This window comes from Pedobacter sp. Bi27, assembly GCF_918698255.1.
In the GTDB taxonomy this organism is placed as follows: domain Bacteria; phylum Bacteroidota; class Bacteroidia; order Sphingobacteriales; family Sphingobacteriaceae; genus Pedobacter.
In genome coordinates, this window is sequence record NZ_CAKKMW010000004.1 from 708388 (window position 1) to 729221 (window position 20834).

12 protein-coding genes and 1 riboswitch are annotated in these 20834 nt (G+C 39.5%); of the genes, 2 read left to right on the forward strand and 10 right to left on the reverse strand.

The annotated features are described in order from the left end of the window. Window positions 1–17: 17 nt before the first annotated feature. Window positions 18–3293 carry a TonB-dependent receptor gene (locus tag LQ227_RS16860; RefSeq protein WP_230141836.1) on the reverse strand — a complete coding sequence of 1092 codons (3276 nt, stop codon included), beginning with the start codon at window positions 3291–3293 and terminating at the stop codon, window positions 18–20. A gap of 816 nt (window positions 3294–4109) precedes the next feature. Beyond that, window positions 4110–5132: a GntR family transcriptional regulator gene (locus LQ227_RS16865; protein WP_230141843.1), complete on the reverse strand. Its 1023-nt coding sequence runs from the start codon at window positions 5130–5132 to the stop codon at window positions 4110–4112. Window positions 5133–5447: 315 nt separating this feature from the next. Here LQ227_RS16865 and LQ227_RS16870 point away from each other — a divergent pair, with 315 nt between their 5' ends. Then, window positions 5448–5759: a hypothetical protein gene (locus LQ227_RS16870; RefSeq protein ID WP_230150053.1), complete on the forward strand. Its 312-nt coding sequence runs from the start codon at window positions 5448–5450 to the stop codon at window positions 5757–5759. Between the two features lie 192 nt (window positions 5760–5951). Here LQ227_RS16870 and LQ227_RS16875 read toward each other — a convergent pair whose 3' ends face one another. Together LQ227_RS16875 and LQ227_RS16880 are read right to left on the reverse strand one after the other, a co-directional pair. Further along, on the reverse strand, window positions 5952–7388 hold the full coding sequence (locus tag LQ227_RS16875) for a SusD/RagB family nutrient-binding outer membrane lipoprotein (protein WP_230141845.1): 1437 nt from the start codon (window positions 7386–7388) through the stop codon (window positions 5952–5954). A gap of 11 nt (window positions 7389–7399) precedes the next feature. Continuing rightward, a complete protein-coding gene (locus LQ227_RS16880) occupies window positions 7400–10567 on the reverse strand; it encodes a SusC/RagA family TonB-linked outer membrane protein (RefSeq protein ID WP_230150055.1) in 3168 nt (1055 codons plus the stop codon). A 327-nt stretch (window positions 10568–10894) separates the two neighbouring features. After that, window positions 10895–11002, reverse strand: a riboswitch (SAM riboswitch). A 137-nt stretch (window positions 11003–11139) separates the two neighbouring features. Between LQ227_RS16880 and LQ227_RS16885 the strand changes: the two genes are divergently transcribed. Continuing rightward, complete coding sequence (locus tag LQ227_RS16885; protein ID WP_230150057.1) at window positions 11140–12411, forward strand: peroxiredoxin; 1272 nt, start codon at window positions 11140–11142, stop codon at window positions 12409–12411. 727 nt (window positions 12412–13138) lie between these two features. On the opposite strand, the gene LQ227_RS16890 is transcribed toward LQ227_RS16885, so the two are convergent. The 6 genes from LQ227_RS16890 to LQ227_RS16915 all read right to left on the reverse strand — a co-directional run bounded on the left by LQ227_RS16890 (window position 13139) and on the right by LQ227_RS16915 (window position 20806). Continuing rightward, complete coding sequence (locus LQ227_RS16890) at window positions 13139–14815, reverse strand: trypsin-like peptidase domain-containing protein (protein ID WP_230150059.1); 1677 nt, start codon at window positions 14813–14815, stop codon at window positions 13139–13141. 2 nt (window positions 14816–14817) lie between these two features. Continuing rightward, on the reverse strand, window positions 14818–15405 hold the full coding sequence (locus tag LQ227_RS16895) for a TlpA family protein disulfide reductase (protein ID WP_230150061.1): 588 nt from the start codon (window positions 15403–15405) through the stop codon (window positions 14818–14820). A 67-nt stretch (window positions 15406–15472) separates the two neighbouring features. Then, window positions 15473–17341: a protein-disulfide reductase DsbD domain-containing protein gene (locus tag LQ227_RS16900; RefSeq protein ID WP_230150064.1), complete on the reverse strand. Its 1869-nt coding sequence runs from the start codon at window positions 17339–17341 to the stop codon at window positions 15473–15475. A gap of 24 nt (window positions 17342–17365) precedes the next feature. Continuing rightward, window positions 17366–18499 carry a TlpA disulfide reductase family protein gene (locus LQ227_RS16905; protein WP_230150066.1) on the reverse strand — a complete coding sequence of 378 codons (1134 nt, stop codon included), beginning with the start codon at window positions 18497–18499 and terminating at the stop codon, window positions 17366–17368. 65 nt (window positions 18500–18564) lie between these two features. After that, entirely contained in the window at window positions 18565–19986 is a 1422-nt protein-coding gene (locus tag LQ227_RS16910) for a PKD-like family lipoprotein (RefSeq protein ID WP_230150068.1), read from the reverse strand. A gap of 10 nt (window positions 19987–19996) precedes the next feature. Beyond that, window positions 19997–20806: a DUF4843 domain-containing protein gene (locus LQ227_RS16915; protein ID WP_230150069.1), complete on the reverse strand. Its 810-nt coding sequence runs from the start codon at window positions 20804–20806 to the stop codon at window positions 19997–19999. Window positions 20807–20834 lie beyond the last annotated feature (28 nt).

A 20834-nucleotide genomic window follows, 5' to 3' on the forward strand; every position in this document is an offset into this window, starting at 1 on the left:
TAATTCTTTGTTTTAAACTATAAACTAACATTTATGCCCAGGTTGTAAACTTTCTGCAATGGGTAAGAAAATCCATTGCCACCTATTTCCGGATCCCACATTTTAAATGGGCTCCAGGTTACCAGGTTAAGTCCGCTGAAATAAACCCTCAGGTTTCTGAGTTTAATCTTACTTGCCAGCGTTCGGGGTAAGGTGTAACCTACTTCCAATGATTTCATTCGGAGGAAACTGCCATCACGTAACCACCACGAACTATTCTGGCGGTTATTTTCAATCACCGCACCGTTTATGCCAAGCCTTGGATACAATGCATACAGATTCTGATTATCTTCAGACCAATGGTCATCTGCGAACTGTTGGATCACTTGGGTATTACCTGGTAACCATGCATCGGGGCTTTTAATAAACGGACTTGTTCTTGCCGGATCAATTACAAAAGATACACCTGCCTGTCCCTGGAAAAACATATTAAGATCGAAGTTCTTGAAACCGGTTGAGATGCCAAATCCATATACAATTGTGGGTACGGTAGGGTTTCCGAACCATGTTTGATCTTTACCGTCAATTACGCCATCATTGTTTAAATCGCGATATTTGATATCGCCACCCATTGGTGCGACGCCATTGGTACTGAATATCTGTTTAGGGGAGTTTCTGGCTTCACTGTCGTCTACAAATAAACGTTCTGCGATGTAGCCAAAATTTCTGTTCAGGGCAACACCATTGTGCAGACGGTACTTATCACTGAAATCAGGTTCCTCGTATTGTGTATATTTGTTTTTGGCCAAAGTAAAATTGGCTAAAGCTGATACCCATAAATCGTTACTGAAATTATGTTTTCCGTCAAGCGAGAATTCGATACCCTGCGATTCTACCTTTCCTATGTTAGCGGAGATCTGTGATTCCAATCCCGTTGTACTCGGAATATCTTTTCTATCCTGAAGGATGTCTGACTTAAAGTTTTTATAAACCTCTGTGGTAAATCTTATGTTTTTGAGGAGCGTTAATTCCAATCCCAGATTGATCTGCCTCGATACCTCCCAGGTAACATCCCTGTTTTCATAATTGTTGATCGTAACCCCGTTATGTGAGTAACCAAGGTTAGTTCCGAATGAAGCCGGATTTCCGCCGTTCAGGTTAACGTCTGATAAGTAAAAAAATCGTCTGTCACTGATCGCATCATTACCAACCAAACCGTAGCTACCCCTGATTTTCATGCGGCTGATCACATTGGAAAGATTTCCATAGAATTTTTCTCCAGATACGATCCACGAAGCACCAACAGTTGGGAAGAAACCAAACCGATGGTTTTCTGAGAAACGTTCCGAGCCATTGTAACCAAAGTTGAACTCTAAGAAATATTTACTCTTATACGCGTAAGTAGCACGTCCTGAAAGGCCGAGATTCCGGAAGGGTAAAGAATTAAATAATGTAGTGGCGTTTGCGTTGAGCAATTGCTGTTGTGTACCGATCAAGGCAGCACTTACATTGTGGTTTTCATTAATATCTGCTGAATAATCGAGTACACCCTGTAGATACAGAAAGGTATTAAGCGTACTCTGCCCTGCGTAGTAGTTTAGGTATTCTCTGGCCTGATCAGGCTTGTTATTGATCCAGTTTAGTGTATATTGGTTAGATGCCTTGTCGTACGACTGAACATTATAAAAATAAGGTGCATAGGCTAACTCTGATTCGAATCTGGCGTATCTGTTGGTACTGAAGATTCCTTTAAAGTTTAGGCCTTTTGTAAGGAAATCCAGTTTTTGGTTAAGCTCAAGTTGTGCGAGCATCCTCGATTCTGAAAATCGTCTGTTTCCTCTTAACAATGCAGCGTATGGGTTAATGTTTTTTACATCTGTAGAAGAAGTAGGCGGTGTGCTTCCATCGGGCAGCACTGTAGCTTCGGTATTGTTACCAAAAAGAATGTGCTGAACACGTGCATTGGCTTTGTCTGGTTCGTAATAGGCCGGAAAATCGACCGGGCTTGTGTGTGTAGCTATATTATATAGATCTGTTGCAAACGACGGGTCATTCGTCATAGGGCCTACATATTCATTAAAGTTACCCGATAAACGTACAATCAGTTCGGTAGTATTGGTTAGATCAATATTTACATTCGATCGTAACTGATAGTTTTTAAAACGAACGTTATTGTTATTGTTGTTTCTGATATCTGTTTTCAAGATTCCATTATCATTCGAAAAAGATCCGGCTACATAATACCTGGCTACTCCACCACCACCGGAGATATTCAGGTTAGCCCTTTGTGTTGATGTATTTTTTTTAAATAACATATCCATCCAGTTTACCGCAGGATAAACGTAAGGATTACTACCAGGGGCACCAGCCAATGAAGCCTGTGTGTTTAATATTTTGTTCGGAGTGTATGGTGCTCCCGGCGAATTTCTTGTACTCAGCGCTTCGTTGTAAAGCTTCATATAGGTAACCGGATCTGCAATTTGCAGCGGGCTAATCGGTGAAGATGTGGAGCCCTCCATGCGAACGCTAATCTGTGCTTTCCCGGCTTTCCCCTCTTTAGTTTTAACAAGGATTACACCGTTTCCACCTCTGGCACCATATAACGCCGTTGCACTTGCATCTTTTAAAACTGAAAAACTTTCAATATCATCCACTTGGAGGCGCGCCAGATCAGAAGAGGTCATTTCCACATTATCTATCAAAATCAATGGGTCTCTTCTATAACCAAAGGTAGTTACTCCCCGAATAAAGAAATTAGCATTGTCCTGGCCGGGTTGTCCACTCGGCTGAAATGCAACAACACCTGCTATTCTACCAGCAAATGCGGTGGTAAGGTTACTGGCAGGCACTTTTAAATCACCGGGCCGTACAGATGTTACCGCACCAACGATGGCTTCTTTTCGTTGTTTCTGCCCCAATGCTGTAATCACAACCTCGTCTGCCTGTACCGCATTTTCTGCAAGTTTAACGTTAAGTATGGTCGTGTTTGCAGTAACTGTTATTCTTTTTTCTACGTAACCCACAAACGAGAAACGGAGTTCGACACCAATGTTCACATCGAGAATAAACCTCCCATTGTTATCCGTTTGGGTACCGGCCTTAGTACCAGTAACAGTGGCCACAACAACGCCCGGAATGGCCATTCCTGCCGAATCGGTAACCTTACCGGTAATGGTTTTCTTTCCCGTTTGAGAAAAGCCTGTGGCGGGCATAAAAATCAGGAAAAACACAAGAATCGAACCGGTCAATACCATTGCATTTCTTAACCTGTTGGGCACCGATAAGTGCCCACAAAACAAAAATAATTGCTTCATTTGCTAATTAGCTTTTAAATGAGTGAATTAAAACTATTTAAGATAGATGTGAACAAACAGCAGTATTAATGCCCTTTAAGATTTTGTAAATCTGATGGTCGCCATTTAGCGATCATAAAAGAAGGAAATTGCTTCCCGGTAAAGTAATTTGTAAAATTTCTCATATTGTCTGGTTATTTGGTTAACGAAAATGTAATCTGGACTGGATTAACTTTTACAACAGTTCATTTAATTGTTTCGCATCTCTAACATGAAACTAAGCACTGAAACGCAATCAAATTGTTATTTTATCCTATCCTATCCTATCCTACTATTTTCGAATACAATTATAAACAAAAAAACTAATATTCCAACTTTCTAGAGATAAATCGTTTAAGAATAATGAAAAGGATTAAACCAGCATATCAACAGCATGGAAAAAGGATTTCTGCCAAATGTAAATTTAGGCTGATTCTTAATCTTTGGAAATGAACGGTTCTATCCTTTGGCGGTTTTCAGCCCCGCTCTCCGTTACTCCCGACGTAAAGTCGGGGACCACTGCGATCGTATTTAGTATAAAGTTTGGTGCTTTTGGCAACATACCGGGAGCAGACCTTTCGATTATAAACCTGACAGCAGCGGCAGCCTCCGATTTTTTCTATCGGAGCTAAAGTGGATGGCAGGGCTACAAAGGCTAAGAACTACAGCACGCTCGTTTTCAAAAAAAATAGCTCTTGATGTAAATTTAGATAGCTTCTAAGATTTTGAACAAGAAATTGCTTGAGTAAGAATATGAACTGTGTGAAATAGAGATTAGCTGTCGTGATGAAGTTTGCACTAAAGTGAATTCCTTCTCATCAGTTTATTCTCCATAATGTGTTTAATGGGTTTCAAACTGAGTACAAATTCAGCGGCCAGGCGGCCCATATGCGCAAAATCGATAGAAAATGTAGTAATCCCGTCAAATATGATCTCTTTCACATTATCATCATTATGCGAAAGAATACCTAAATCTTTACCCACCTTTAAGCCTTTTACCTTGGCATCTTTTAACATTTCCCAAAGTTCGAGGTTGTGGATGGTAAAATAAACCTTATCGGGTGCAATACTGCCAGATTCATAACTGTTTTTAATTACACCATTAATCTTAAACTCTTTTATGAAACGCTTAAATGAAACCAAAACTTCATTGGGCTCTGCAGACGATGGTTTAAAAAAGAAAACAAACTCTGAAAATTCTTTTATCCGGGGTGCCAGTTGCAAAAACGCATTATAAGAAGCTTTCTCAAATTCCTGAACGATGTAAGAATACTCGCCTTTCAATGCTACGTACCGGTCTACCATCAGGAGTTTTTCTTTGGGTAACTGTTCTAGTATTTCTTTGGCTTCGTTGCTTTCTATTGGTGCAATAACATACAAACCATACTGGCCTTTATTGCTGTTGATGATAGATTCGAAAACACTTAAATTATTGTGGTGGAAATATACGTCAACCTGAATATTTTCACCTAAATGGTCGCGGAAGTTCTGGTAAAAAGTTTCCTGAAAGGTATCGAATGCATAAATTAATAAACAAACCTTAAGGTGTTGTTCAGTATCATCAGTAGCTACAAAATAACCCCTTCTGTTTTTCGATTCTAAAATCCCCCTGCTGATCAGTTCTTTATATGCTTTGCCAATGGTTTCTTTGGCAAAACCTGTTTCCCTCATCATTTCGTTAACTGAAGGCAGAATATCTCCCTTAGCAATCAGTTTATGGTTTAGGCCATTAATGATTCCCTGAACAAGTTGTTCGTGTTTCGATAAAGAATTTATGATACTCAAATTCTTGATTTCAATGAACAGCTTTTCTTTATTCATGCAACTCCATTTAGTTTATAATCGATTTAGTTTAAGGTAATTTTGCTCGAAATATATAAATTTAATAGTGAAAATATTTAATTTTTTTATCGCTATACCAGCTGTTGATCGATCGTATTTAAGAAAATTCTTCATCGCGAGGCAAGCCGGCCACGCAATTACTTGCTTAAAAAGCAATCATTTGCACCTTAAAAACGAGCAAAATGCTTTTTTCATTGTAATGCCAAATTTTACATCCTGCAATATTAAATCCAGTTAATTACAGTGCATAAATAGATGATAATATCCTGTCGCACAACAACAAAAAAATGTTAAATGAGCAGAATAAAAATGCTCCATGAAACAACAATATGTAACAACCGGTATAGGAAATTGTCTAAAACTTTTAACGAGCTCAGAATGTTAATTAATAAAATAAGAAAGAACATGGGAATTTTAAAAACAGCAATTATTGGCGCTGCAGTTTATGCCGGCGTAAAATATATCACGAAGAAAGATCCAATTACCGGACAATCGATAGTTGATGAGTTATTGGATAAGGCTCCAGGATGGGTAGATAAAGCAAAAGGATATACCGAAGATCTGAAAAACAGGGCAAGTAATGCCGCCGAAGACTTAGCCAGATGAATACCTGGAAGAAAGCAGGAACTCCAATACACGAGATACCTTTTTCTTTAAAATTACAAACAAAAGCGTCCCGATTTAAATCGGGACGCTTTTGTTTGCAGTTTAAGATAATAACATATGATACCGCACTAAGGTGCTAACAGTTGATAATACTAAGAGTGTCAGATGGTAACATCTGATACCACTATCGGATTAAAATGCATCAAACCAAAGTTTGGTGGTTAATAAATCTGCACCCTGGCTGCTCACCGCATTTTTATAATTCTGTCCGTTTAACGATTGTTCAGAACCTGGATAAATAAAACGTACCGGAATTTTGCCATTCAACACGGTATTAACAGATGCAGTTAATTGGGGATAATCTAACCTTCTCTGCTCTGCCCAGGCTTCTAAACCCTGACCAAATAAAGCAATCCATTTTTGTTCACCGATTGATTTTTTATAATTACCTGCATCATATTGTACTGAAGCCTGATTAATATAATCATCAACAGCACTTCCACCAATACTGTATTGATCAAATGATGCCCTGATGGCCTGTTTATACAGATCAGCTGCATTTTCGGCAGTAAAACCTCTTGCAGCGGCTTCTGCCCTATCAAAAAGCAGTTCGGCATAGCTAAAAATCACAGCAGGTGCTTTTGGTGCTAAAAAATAAGTTCCTGGTCTGGAAGAATTTGCCAAACCTATTGCACTGGCTTCTGAATTTGTTGAGCCATTCGGAATGCCTACATACGTTTGAGGTGTAGCATTATCAGTTTTGCTTGCATAAACTGGCAACCTAGGATCATTTAGTGCAAAAAGTTTATCCACGATGGTTTTGCTGATCCGGTAATCATTCCTGGTTTCGAACGAGGCTGCTACCGGATTTTGCTGAGGTGAATCACTGTAGAACAGTTGTGCATTCTCCGATTTGCTATTAATATAAGTACCACCTTCTGCAAGTATTTCATCAATTACCTGTTTAGCTTTAGCTGGCTCTTTATCTGCAATGCGTAATGCGATACGGAGGCGTAAAGAATTGGCAAACTTTTTCCATAAAGCAATATTGCCGCTATAAATCACATCTCCACCTATAACTTTTCCTGAAGCTGGATCTAAAGCTGCCTGTGCAGTCTTTAAATCGTTAAGAATACCGTAGTAAACATCCTTTTGTTTATCGTAAACTGGTGTAACAAACTGTTTGATTTTTCCAGCCTGTGCGTACGGTATATCCCCATAAGCATCGGTAAGTAACAAAAAAACCCACGATCTCAGTACCAGGGCTACACCTTTATAATTTGGATTGCCCTGTGCATCGCCTAATTCGATAATTTTATTAAAGCCAGCAATACTTTGCGCATAACCAGTAGACCATAAAGAAGTAAAACTACTGTTCGAAAAGATATAACGATCTTCTTCGGTATATTGAACTTTAGCCCAGTGTTGTGCAAAAAGCAGACTCGAGTTCATGTTATTGGTTACCCCCCAATACGTATCAGCTGTAGTTTTAGTGGTACCAGTAAGTAAATAATCGGGTTGCGGAATTTCCGGAGCATTCGGATTAATGTTTACCTCATCAAGTTCTTTATTACAAGATGAAAATGCAATTGCCAGAATAGCCAGTATATATAGTTTTTTATTTTTCATGATGGTAAGATTTAAAATTTAACATTCAGGTTTATACCGTAACTGCGTGTGCTTGGATTAGAAAGACTTTCTAAACCCTGACCGTTACCCGTATTAAAAGCTACTTCTGGATCGATATCTACTGTGTTGCGGTGGATAATCCATAGGTTACGGCCAACAAGTGATACTGAAACGCCTTGTAAACTTAATGGGCGAAGCCATTTTGACGGCAGGTTATAACTTAATTTAACCTCGCGGAGTTTTACATATGAAGCATCGAAAATATTTGCTTCATCGATATTTCTGAATGATTTATAATATTGTTGCGCAGGCAATACTCTTTCATTGCGTTTACCATCGGCAGTTACGCCATCAAAAACAATCCCATCATCATAAACCGTAACTCCCGCCGGGGCTGTTCCGTTTATCCTTACCGTACCATTTTCCTTCTTATTATCCGGATAATAATATGAGATTCCGCCGTATTCTGCTGCTCTTCCCGGAAGCGTAGAGGCTAAAACCCCGGTATAAGTTCCTGTAGCATAAGTTCCGTTATAAATAGAGCCACCAATACTGGCATCAACCAAAACGCCTAAACTGATGCCTTTATAATTGAAAGTATTGTAAACGCCGCCAATCCAATCTGGTGTATATTTTCCCAATACCTGTTTTGTTGGATTTGTAGTTGGTGCACCTGTAGCGTTTACAATGATATTTCCATTGCCATCTCTTAAAAAAGCGGTTCCGAACAATGATCCATAAGGTTGTCCAACGGTAGCAATAACCTGCGCCGAATTGGTAGCCACAATATAATTCGTTAATAATTTCTCCGCATCAAGTTCAATTACCCTACTTCTATTAGCAGCAAAATTGAAATCAATATCCCAGGTAAAAGTTTTTTTAATTGGTGTAATGCCCAACTGTGCTTCAATACCTTTGTTGTTTATTTTTCCGGCATTAAGCAGTTTTGAACTAAATCCGGTACTTTGACTTACATCGGCAGCTAAAATCTGATTGTAACTATTGGTGTTATATGCACTTAAATCGAAACGTAACCTTTTGTTAAAGAAAACAGCCTCAACGCCCAGTTCTGTTGAAGTGGTAGTTTCTGGTTTAAGGTTAGGATTAAGGTCGATATTACTTGTGGTAAGCTGAGGGTTTGCGCTAAACGGTGCACTAAATGCATAAGTATTGATCAAGCGATAAGGATCTGCATCTTTACCTACTTTAGACCAACCTCCACGTATTTTCAAATAATTAAGGGCTTCACTTTTAATGTCGAATGCTTCTGTTGCTACAAAACTTCCGTTAAATGATGGATAAAAATACGATCTGTTTTGCGCTGGTAAGGTAGATGACCAATCGTTACGGGCCGTGATGTTGGCAAAAAGGTAATTCCTGAAACCAATCTGTCCAGAGGCATAAACACTGTAAGATTTTAACCGCGATAAATTATTTGATGAAATTAAAGGATCGCGGGAGTTTTTAAGGGTATACAGTCCGGCAATGGCCAATTTAGGCGCACTTTGATCGTTCTGCTCGATATATTGCCTGCGGATGTTCCCACCACCTAACAATTCGAGACTAAAATCGTCATTCAACTGTTTGTTAAAGTTTAATGTCGCATCTGTATTATTTTCACTTACTGTAAAGGCACTCTCAGTATAAGAGCCGAAAGGCGTTCCATTGGTGCCATATGCAATCCTAACTTTACGTCTATCGTTGTAATAATCGGTCCCTGATCTGAAATTGAAATCAAGTCCATCAATAATCTTATAATTCAGGGCTAAACTTCCAATAATGCGGCTACGGTTTTGCGATACGGTATTTTCGTAAGCTACCCAATAAGGATTGCTGTAATAGCTATTGTTCCAGTTAAACGTTTTTCCATTTTCATCCAAATAATCTTTCAATTGGTTGATATCAACCTGACGGCCGAACCAGGTAAACTGCAACATGGTACTGGTAGATCTCGAACCACCCGTTCCCGGTAAATTATCAGAATTAAGTTTGCTGTAGTTTGCATTTGCGGTTAAACTTAATTTGGGTGTTACTTTTATTGTAGTATTCAATACAAATGAATTTTTGCCCTGTCCGGAGTTTGGTACTATACCTACCTGTTTCAGGTTATTGTACGATAAACGGAAGTCGTACTTTTCGCCTGCATCTGCAATAGATACCCCATTGTTTAATGAATATCCGGTTTGGAAGAAATCACGTACATTATCAGGATGCGCCACAAATGGAACGGCTACTCCCTTCGAATAAAATTGTGGGATTAGCCTACCATCCAATTTAGGACCCCAGCTTTCATCTACTCCATCGTTAATGCCTTTACCTGCACCATCTACATAACTAAATTTGCCCTCCGATCCCTGACCGAAAGCATTTTGATACACGGGTAGCGTAAGCAAGGTTTCTAAAACCGCGTTTGAATTGATGGCAATGCCTAATCCTTTTTTCGATTTACCTGTTTTGGTTTTAATGAGGATGACACCTGCCGCAGCCCTCGAACCGTATAATGCAGCGGCATTTGGTCCTTTTAATACACTCATCGATTCTATATCTTCTGGATTAATGTCTGAAATGGTATTGGCATAATCTCTGGCCCCAGCCGAATTTAACTGAGAATTATCTACCGGAATCCCATCAACCACAAATAATGGCTGGTTATTTCCGGCAATAGATGTTTCCCCCCTGATGACCACACGCGAGGAACCCATGCTCCCCTGACTATTGGTTACCCTTACACCTGCTATTTTTCCGGCCAGTGCATTTACCAGGTTCGACTCTTTAGCTTCGGCCAAATCCTGTCCTTTTAATTCCTGAACAGCATAACCAAGCGATTTCTTCTGCCTCGAAATACCCAATGCAGTAACCACTACCTCATCAAGCGCATTATCGCTTGACTGAAGAATGATCGAAATGGGGCCGGCGTTTTTATTGATCTGTATTTCCTGGCTCTTAAAACCGATATAAGAAAATACCAATGTACCCTTATCTGGTGCATGAATAGAAAAAGCTCCTTTTGCATCAGAAATGGTGGCTTGTTTGGTTTCTTTTATTAAAATGGAAACACCAGGGAGTGTTTCACCATCTGCCGACTTTACCGTTCCGGTAACCGCGGCATTTTGAGCGGAAAGCTTTTGCACAATAAAGAGCAGAAAGATAAACGCTATTGACTTTAAAATTTTAAACATAAGTGTGTAGTTAATAATCAATTAAAAGGGATAATAATTTTGGGCAAAACAATTTTACCACGGCTAAAAGTGTATTTGTTTTTAAAGAGAAAAAGGAATGGTTAGCCTAAAAAAGCCTGTTAAAATGGAGCAATTTTAACAGACTCCACGCATTCGGAAGCATGCGTTAAGGTTTACATTAATAGATTTCAGCTCGTCTGTCTTTTTCATTTGAATGATTTTATTTAATGCATAATTTAATTTCAAGAACGCATTCAGGGCAAAAAAAAAGCACCCCTTAAATCAGAAGTGCTCCATATAGTTCTTATAAGGATAACGCAAACAACTGACTTAACTACCCCAGATTCATCTGGGATGGAATTAGCACCATTTCTAAAAATTTAGATGGTTGCTAAGGCTTCACAGGGCCATTCCCTCCGCCTTTCTTGATAAGTATTTTAAAATAACTGGGGCAAAGGTATAATTAATTCCATTTATCCTATAGTTTTTATAGATTTTTGTTGAAAAATTTTTTCTTTGCCAATTACATCCATATATTTGTCTACTAGTTTAGTCGACAAATACACATCCCAATGAAACTAAAATCCATTTTAACAGCCGTATTGGCTATATCAATAACTTTCACCTATGCTCAGGACCATATTGCATTAGCAAATAATCAAGCAGCAAAGCTTAAAGAGAAAAAACAAAATGTTTTTGTTGCCCTCGGCATCTGGCGTGGAATAGCTAAGGTTAAGGAAGGATTAGAAATCCCCTTTAACTTCGAAATCAGCGAAAAAAGCGGTCAGCAGAAATTATACTTCCGCAATGCTGAAGAAAGTTTCGAAGGTGGCCTTGTAAAACAAACAGCTGATTCGCTTTTCGTAAAACTGGATCAATTTGATAACGAACTCGCATTTGCAATAGATGGTGATCAATTAACAGGCACATTAAGGAAACAGGATAAAGCCGGCAAACCTTTAACCATTGTTGCTGAACGAAAAAATTACCGTTTTAAAACAACAGATAAACCTGCAAAGGCAGACTATTCTGGCAGTTATGATGTAGTTTTTAAATCGCCAAATGGTAAGGAAGAGAAAACAGTAGGTTTATTTAAGCAAACTGGTAACAAACTTACTGGCACTTTTCTCCGTGTAACAGGCGATTCACGTTATCTGGAAGGTGTAGTAGAAGGAAATGAATTTCAACTTTCCAGCTTTATTGGTTCCTCTCCTTCCTATTACAAAGGAACTTTTCAGCCAGATGGCTCCCTAACTGGCGAAATTTTAGGCGCAAGGGGAAGTCAGCCTTTTACCGGAACTAAAAATAAAGATGCTGCCCTGCCCGATCCTTACAAACTTACTTACCTGAAAAAAGGATACAAAACGCTTGATTTTAGCTTTCCTGATGTAAACGGGAAAAAGATTTCGTTAAAGGATGAAAAATATAAAAACAAGGTGGTGATTTTAACCATAACCGGAAGCTGGTGTCCAAATTGTGTTGACGAAGCTACTTTTATTGCGCCCTGGTATAAAGAAAACAAGAAACGTGGTGTAGAAATTATTGCTTTGCATTACGAACGCTCAACCGAACCCGAATATGCAAAAAAGGTGATGACACGTTTCCGCGAACGTTTTGGAATAGATTACGACCAGGTTATTGCAGGTACTGCCGATAAGCAGGTCGTATCAGAATCGTTGCCTGCACTCGATTCTTTTTTATCGTTTCCAACCACAATAATCATCGATAAACAGGGCAATGTAGCGCAGATCCATACGGGTTTTAATGGCCCCGCAACCGGTAAATTTTATGATGAATTTGTGAAAGAATTTAATACAGAGATTGATACCTTACTGAAGAAATAATTTGTCTTATCGATCCTTCTTAACGAAATCGTCACCCTGATCTGTACCGAAGTGGAAAGCTACGAAGTAAACCAAGCCTTAAGCGAGCTCACCGAAGGTAATTCATTTCAGGGTCTTGTATGGCAGTAATCCTAAAGTAGTGGTCGGTGAGACACCACCTACTAGAAAGAATAATTATGCATAACGTATTGTTTTTTGGAAAGCAGGTGCAGCGCGCTTCGGTTTAGGCAGTCCTTCTTTCCGCTTCTATCTTTTTGTGAATTAATTGCATAAACGATATAGTCTTGCAACAAAAAGAATAGCCGCTACAATAAGGTTTATTTTACCGGGGGCTGTGTAGTAAACAAAGCCGAAAGCGAGCTTACCAAAGTTAATTCATCACAGGGCCGGGGTGTTTAGATAAATTCAGGTAATTACGTATGCATCAGCTTCCTTGCAGAAAAAAAGTGCTTAGCCCCGGGCGTAGCGGCATCCCCGAAGCGCAGCGTAAGGATACAGCAAAGCAAGGGAACAAACTTTAATATTAGCACAGGCAAACCGCTCCAAAGAATTATGCATAACGTACCGTTTTTTAGAAAGCAGGCGCAACGCTCTTCGGTTAGGCAGTCCTTATCGGTAGCTGTCTCACCGACCGAAATATATTTGGTAATAAATCCTAAGTATTGGTCGGTGAAACACCGACCAATAGAAATTCCGTGACTTCTGTGTTTCCGTGGCGAAAACCATGCTACTGAATAGTCTTCAAAACAAAATCTATTATCGTTTTCTTCGGTACCACAACAGTAGTAGTTCGGCTAAACCTGGCGATGTTAATCCCATAAAAATTACCCTCCCAATCGAAAACAGGAGAACCGCAGGCATTGGCTTTAACGGCTGCATCGTGTGTAAAAACAGCATTAAAACCATCTCTTCGCTCCGACTTTCCACCTTCAAATTTCTCTGCTGGGTGATTAAATACCGACTGACCCCGTCCCTCTAGTTTTAATGTTTTACTCATCTTACCTGAAGCATTTTCCCATTCAAAAGAAACCTCATCGTCTGCCCAATATTTCATTATTTCCGGGGCAAATTCACTTGCTTTTTTTATCAGTTTACCATTCATACTGATCAGCTCATCGCCAACTTTTATGCCTGCTTTTTCTGCCGGACTGCCTTCTTTGATTAACGAAAACTGAACAGGACTGGAATTATAAACCACCATTGCGCCTAAATAAGGCTGACTATTAATTTTCGGCAAATTAAATAGCTTACTGCCCAAAACACTGCGCATCACTTTGCCAGCGGGATCAATGCTATAAAGAAGTTTACCCATCTCTATTCTAACGCTGTCGCTGTCAGAAATATTTAAATCAATCCCACCGCTTATCCGTTGGTCAAGTTCAAATAAAACCAGGTCATTCTCCTGATCTTTTCCTATTAACTTAATTGGCACCGCAACTCCATTAATATCACCTTTTGCTTGTTCGCCAACCATCGTGTTTTTACTCAATAGAAGTTGTTTTTTAGCTCCATTGGCTGTGTTAACATTCAATAAAGTGGCATAAATATCCTGGTTTTTTCCTTTTATCATACTTTTGATGGAAAAGCAGCTGTTTTTAAGCGTTGGCATATTAAAATCAGGGTGTAAAGCCTTCTGTTTGCTTTCTTTCTGTAATAGCAAAGACAAGGGATCTGTTTTCACACTATCCTTCTTTTCTGGGAAAACGGTATAAAGTTTTTCGCTGTTTAAAGCCGTCCAATAGCGGCGGTAAAGGTCAACAGGAATTTCGAAATTCATGTCTTCCGAAACATCAATAGCACTGTGTAAGCCGATTACGCGGCCATAATAATCAAATAAAGGGCCACCAGAATCACCTGGTTCCATTTTGCAGGTGGAGCGGATAAAACCATATTCATTTTTCACCTCTGCAATATTTCCTAACCTTAAGGTTGGCAGTGTTTGATTTAGGGTTTCGGGATAAGAAATGCTGATACAAGGTTCGTTTTTAAGCAAACTTGCTGAATAACCCATCTCAGCAAATGGATAGGTACCTTTATCGGTAATTTTCATCATGCCCACATCTGGAATGCCTGGCGTTTCTTTATTTTCTATTTTACCAAGTGCCAGCGCGATGCACTCGCGGCCATCAGGAAAAAAAACCTTATAATTTTTACCGGGCAAAATGGTGTGTGCAGCGGTTAGGATATAACCATCGGCACTAACCACAACCCCACTAAACTGAGCACTGGTTCTTTGGTTTTGCTGTACATCGAAACCCCACATCCTTACACTTGCAGGATATGCTTTTTTAACTGCATCGGCAATGGTTTTCTGAAATTTGACAACTTGCTTTTTCTGTGCAATAGCACTTAGGTTAAACAGTATCACTAAGGCTACTGTTAATGCCTTTATAGAATTATTCATTATTACTTATGATTTTTTGCCAGGTTAATCCGCTCAGAAATTTCCTGGAGCGCAGCGGCATCGGTTCCGGTGAAGCCGGTTAGTTTAAATACAATGTTGCCTGCTTTATCGATAATAAATTTGGCAGGGATGGCACTTACGCCATAATCTTCAACCGCAGCATTATGTCCAGTTTCATCTTTCAGGTCCATTAGCACCTGAAAATTAAAGCCCGATTGTGCGATGTATTTTTTTACATCTTCAACTGGTGTTTTGGTGGTTTCCCAGGTATGGATAAATAAGAACTTTACAGAAGGATCATTTTTATAGGTATTAACGGCAAGCTGCATCGCAGGAAAAGATTTTTTACAGGGCACACACCATGTCGACCAAAAATCGAGTACAACTATTTTCCCTTTCAGATCCTTTAGCGATACTGCATTTCCATCGAGATCTTTTAAGGTAAAATTTGCAGCAGGTAAACCGATCATTTCTGATAAAAGCTTATTGTGCAAGGAATCAGCTTTGTTTACAGCAGTTTGCGCCGATACAGAAATACGTGCAAACAGGCACAAAGAAGCCAAGAGACAAAGCCTTAAAAAAGATTTCATATTTTAAGTTAAAGGGTTAAAAAAAAGGCAAGGTCATTTTACCGACCATGCCGAGCGCATAGATAGCTTAAATGAGTATCTCCAATATCTTTTCTTTCGGTGGGTAACATTTGGTTTCATCACACACCTGATAGTATAAGCCACATTTAATTTTAGTGCCTGCTTTTGCCTTGCTGTAATCGACCATTATCCTAAAGTTTGCCTTTCCTTCAAAAATAAACATGCCATCGTTGCCCGGATATGGAATAGCTGCTGTTGTTTTCCATTCCTGATCAGCTACAGCGCCTTCAGGAAGTTCCAACCTGGTTTCGGTAACGACAAATGGGTTATCTTTAGAAACATAAGCATAAATATGCCAGCCTTTTAAAATTTTGGCTTCGATAAGCAAACTGTCTTTTTTATTTCCATTACCGGGAATAAACCTTGCAGAAACCGCAACCGGATCGGTCGCGGTAGGCTCATCATTAACAATCGCTTTTGGCAACTGGTAACTTTGCTGTTGACCATTAGGAAAGCTTTTTCCATAGGTATTGACCATGAATTTAAAGCCGCCAGATTCGGTATAAAATAAATTATTACGGTTTAGATTGAGCCAATTTCTCCATTCAGCTGCTTTGTTGAATTTTTGAGTAGTGTAACGTTCGAGCAAGCGCTGGGCCATCGCTACCTCTTTGTTGGCCTCCAATAAACTTACACATTTATCTAAAAGCGCCACTTTACGGTTAGAAATGCCTAGCTTTTGTGCATCACGGTCTAACTGAAGGGTATACACGCCAGAAGGATAGAAATATTCATAATTTTGGCGGTAGTATTTGTGGTAGAGACTGATATTAGTACCATATATGGCAAATAAACTATCTCCGGCATAACCCTTTACATAATCCCCAAAAGACTGGGTATCATTGGTTACCGGCATTTTCAAAAACATTTCGTTGCCATGGCCAATATCTTCTCCCTTTGCTTTTTTATCTTTTAATTCCTGTTGCATTTTCAGCATACGTAGGTTCCCTTCACGCCTTGATACAATGGCCTGATTATAAAGATCTTTGCTTAACCGATAGATTTGTTCATCTATACCACTACGGGTTTCGATCTGCACTTTTTTAACAATAGCCGGAAGACGATCGAATTTTTTGATGTAACAGATCGTGTTTACAAAAACATCTTTTGCCTCATCTGTCATATAATCAGGAGAGCCTGCAAAACCCCACATAAAGTAATTCCCCTGGCGACCTAATGCCACTGCCTCGGCATTTTTAAGGCAAACACCACCTGAAATAGATTCAGCATCTGGAGAATCGTTAAATCCTTCGCCATGCGAAACCATGCCAATTAAATAAGGTTCTTTGGAAGAAAAGCCTTGCTTTACCACCTGCCACCTATTCATTTCTTTGGGTGTACCAACGCCTTGATGTCCGTTAAAAAAAGAGCCCGGCGTCGGTTTTTTCACCATGCTTAATTTTACAGCATTTGGGGTATTAAAAATGGGATGATCGGTTCTGATGTTCAAGGCTTCATCATCCAGACACTGGCAGTACCAGTCGAATTTTAAACTTAAAGGCAAACCCACATTGGGTGCCATGGCGTGCATTAAAACCATTGGGCGACTAAAGTTTGCGGGCATGTTAACCGGGCCGGCATCCATTAAGGTTACATCTACCTCATCAGACATCCCTACCTTGTAATCGGCAACATCCACTACCTTAACTTCGGTAAAACGTTGTTCCAAAAAGGTTTTAAAATCTGCCATTCTGGTTTTGTATATTTTTTCGACAACAGCTGGGGTTGTCGAATAATAAACTACATTTTTCGGCATTGGTTTATCGGGATTATACCCGACATACAAAACCTTTAAGGCAATTTTATCCCGAGATTTCGCAGTTCCAAAAGTGAGCAGCGAAAACAGCATCAGGCATGCCGTTAGCATTCTTTTCATCATCTATATTTTATCAGCCAATAACTAATTGAATATTTCAGCAAGCTTTTTATTCAAAGGTTCGCCACGCAAGCCATTACCGATAATTTTACCCTGCGCATCTACCAGAAAACTTGCAGGTACTGCGCGTACGCCATATAAACGGCCTACTTCGTTGTTCCACCCTTTCAGGTCAGAAACGTGAATCCAGTCTAAACCATCTTTTTCTATCGCTTCTAACCAGCGTTCTTTTACATTATCCAATGAAACTGAAATAATTTCGAAGCCTTTATCTTTGTAGGTTTGATATTGTTTTACCAGGTTCGGATTTTCGGCCCTGCAGGGACCGCACCAGCTTGCCCAAAACTCAACCAGTACTACTTTTCCTTTTAAACTGGCTAACGAAACTGGCTTGCCTACCACATTGTTCTGTGTAAAAAGCGGCGCAACATTTCCAACAGCGGTAATGCCACTTGCGGCAATACGCTGAGCGAGTTCTTTTCCCATATCGGTTTCACGGTACGCTTTGTTCAAGGCATTAAAAAGCGGTTCAACTTTGGCTACATCAACCTTACTTCCGGCAGCTTCTGAAAGTGCTACCAAAGCGAAGTATGAAGTTGGGTGTTCTTTAGCAAATTGAAATTGTTTGTCGGTTCTGTTCTGGATGTTTTTTCTGAAGCGCAGGTCTACTGCTTTCATGTAAGCGGTATCTTTTTGCTGCTCGGGTGTGCCACGGTTAAAATCTATATTAACGGCTTTGGTAAGTGCCATAATGGTACCACCAATAGCTTTGTTATAGGCATCATATTCCTGATAAACCTTCGAACCGGTAAAAACTGCATTTTCTAAAGAATCCTTTGAAGTAATCGTTACCTGTTCCTTACCAAAATAAAAGTAAATCACATCTCCGGTATACACCGCCTTACCTTTACCGCCACCAGTATGATCGAGTGCCATACGGGCGTAGGCATTGCCAGAAATATGTCCGGCAAACTTGAAACTTCCGTTAACAAGCGCTACTGAATCTTCGTGGCTTACACCATTGTCCATGTAATCGATATAGGCTTTCGCTGGTGCGCCCAATGTGCCTATTTTACCTGTTAAACTAAAATTCGGCGCTTGTGCCCAGCTTAAAACTGGTAACAAAAAGGCCAATACTGCTAATTTTATGATTTTCATTTGTATGTTTCTTTATGTTTAAAATAAGTTCCACGCTCAGATTTAAGCCCAAGCGTGGAACAGCGTTATTTTCTGATTGCGATATCAACCGGAGCGCCGGGAATTCCTTCGATCTTTTTAATGAGTACGCCATTCATTCCTGTAGCTATATTTAGAAATGAAACGGTTTCTTCTGTTCCCACCATCAATGTTTCTTCGTCTTCGCTGAGTTTTAGCATCGTAATCGATTTACCACTAAAGGTTGTAGCCAGCTCTCTGAGCTCTTCATTTACAGGATTATACCGATACACTTTACCGCCATTGGCAATATAGATTACCCCATTTTTAGCACCACTCCATTTTGTATTTTCGTTAATTAACTCCTGGCGTACAAAAAGACGCTTATGTTGAGGGGTAAAGGTAAACGGCCCGTTAAACTGAACATTGAACTTTAATTCATAAATCTTTCCATCGGTTCCCTTACTATAGGCAAAACAATCTGCGTTGTTAAGTTGCTCCAAATGAATAAGATCCATACCTACATTTAAAGGATCGAAAGCGTTTGTTGTGGTAACCGAGTATTGAGTACCAAAATAAACAGGTGCTCCATAAAGATTGATCCTGACAAATTGCTTTCTGTTTTTGTCGAAGCCAATAAAATAAGTAGCCGATTGCGTAAAGCTCATTACAAAAGACGGGGCCAATTCATAATCACCATCAGCAGGTAAGCCGAACATTCCATAAGTAGCTGCCTGATCCCATGTGCTCGTTGTTCCACCATAAAATTTACCATTTACAACGCCCATCATTACTCCTTGAGGATGCGAGATCAGTGAACCAACCTCAAGATTATCCGGTTGTGTAAAGAAGTTATCCTTAAGTGTATTTGGGTATTTTGGATCTTCCTGCATGGTATTGGGCTCCAACCTGATTCCGCCATTTTTGGTAATAATCCAATACCCCAACATTGTGCCGCCCGTAAATGCGTTCCTAAGCAGAAATAAATTTGTAGGGTTTGCAGGCAAATCTTTCCCCTGCATTGCCCTGTATAAACGGGCCTTTACACTGCCGTCTGGTTTTACAAATGAAAACTGTGTTATTCCATTTTCAATACTCAATACCGTTGTACCGCTGGCAAATTCGGTTCCCCCGTCTATGTAAAACTTATGGAAATATTTCATTCCATTTGCTTTGTTGAACACTGTAAGACGGGCAGCGTATCTTTTAGCCTGCAAACCAAATATGATTCTTAAAGCTGGTCCGGTATAAAGAACGTCATTCCCTTCCATCACACTGATTTTCCATTGAAGTTCTACATTGGCCGCATCCACACCTTCTATTTTTGGTTTGATGATCAAACTATCACCTACACTTGCAGTGTAAACAGAATCGAGGTTGGCCAGTTTAGGCTCAATAGGCATATCGATATCATAATTGCCAAGGTCTTTATGACATGCGGCAAGAGAAACCACACCAATTATTAACAAGATTAATTTTTTAATATCCATGTTTTTACATTTAAATAACCTCATTGCCGTTTTCATCTATAAAATAGTATTTGCCATTTTGCGTGTTTTTTCTCAACAACGTTTTCTTGGCCGGATTTTTTTTATTGTAGAAATAATAACTATTCGAATTACCAGCAGTTACCTCTTCAATTACATAACCTTTTGCTTCATTTTTAGTTACCCAATTAAATGGATTATTTAGCATAGTGGTTAATAAACCTATATAATAGAGGTTTTTTGGTGCGTCCAGTCCATCGGTAGTAAGGGAGGTTTGCCCGGTTACCAGAATAAACAACTCGTGTTTGGTTCTCGAATAAGGAGGAAGCGGCCAGCTATCCCACCAGCTTGGTTTTTCCAATTTGGAAGAGAATACGACTTTTGCCCTGATCAGATAAGGATTTTCAATGCCCAGATCTGGTGTACCTGTTAATTTGATCAAAATGGAAACTGATCTGTTTTCAAGTTCCTTATCCTTATTATAAATCACCACAGGAATGTATCCCAATCCTTTATTAGGAAGGATTGAATATTGAGTTTTCAAAGCTTCGTAATGAATTCCTGGAGTGGCCGTAGAAGAATCAGCATCTACCCGTGCACTAAATTTTCGCTCTACATCTGTTCTGATTCCGGATAAACGTACCGGTAGCCATACGGTATCCTGGGCCAGTGTAGGATTATAGGCAAAGGTTCTTACTATACTGTCTTTATCTCCATTATAAATGTCGAAATAGACATTAGCACTGTGATCAAAACGCATTTCTTCTGCTTTCTTGCATGAAACAAGGCAGATAATTGCGAATATTAATATATATATTTTCATAATTTGCTATTAATAGAATTTCAAATTG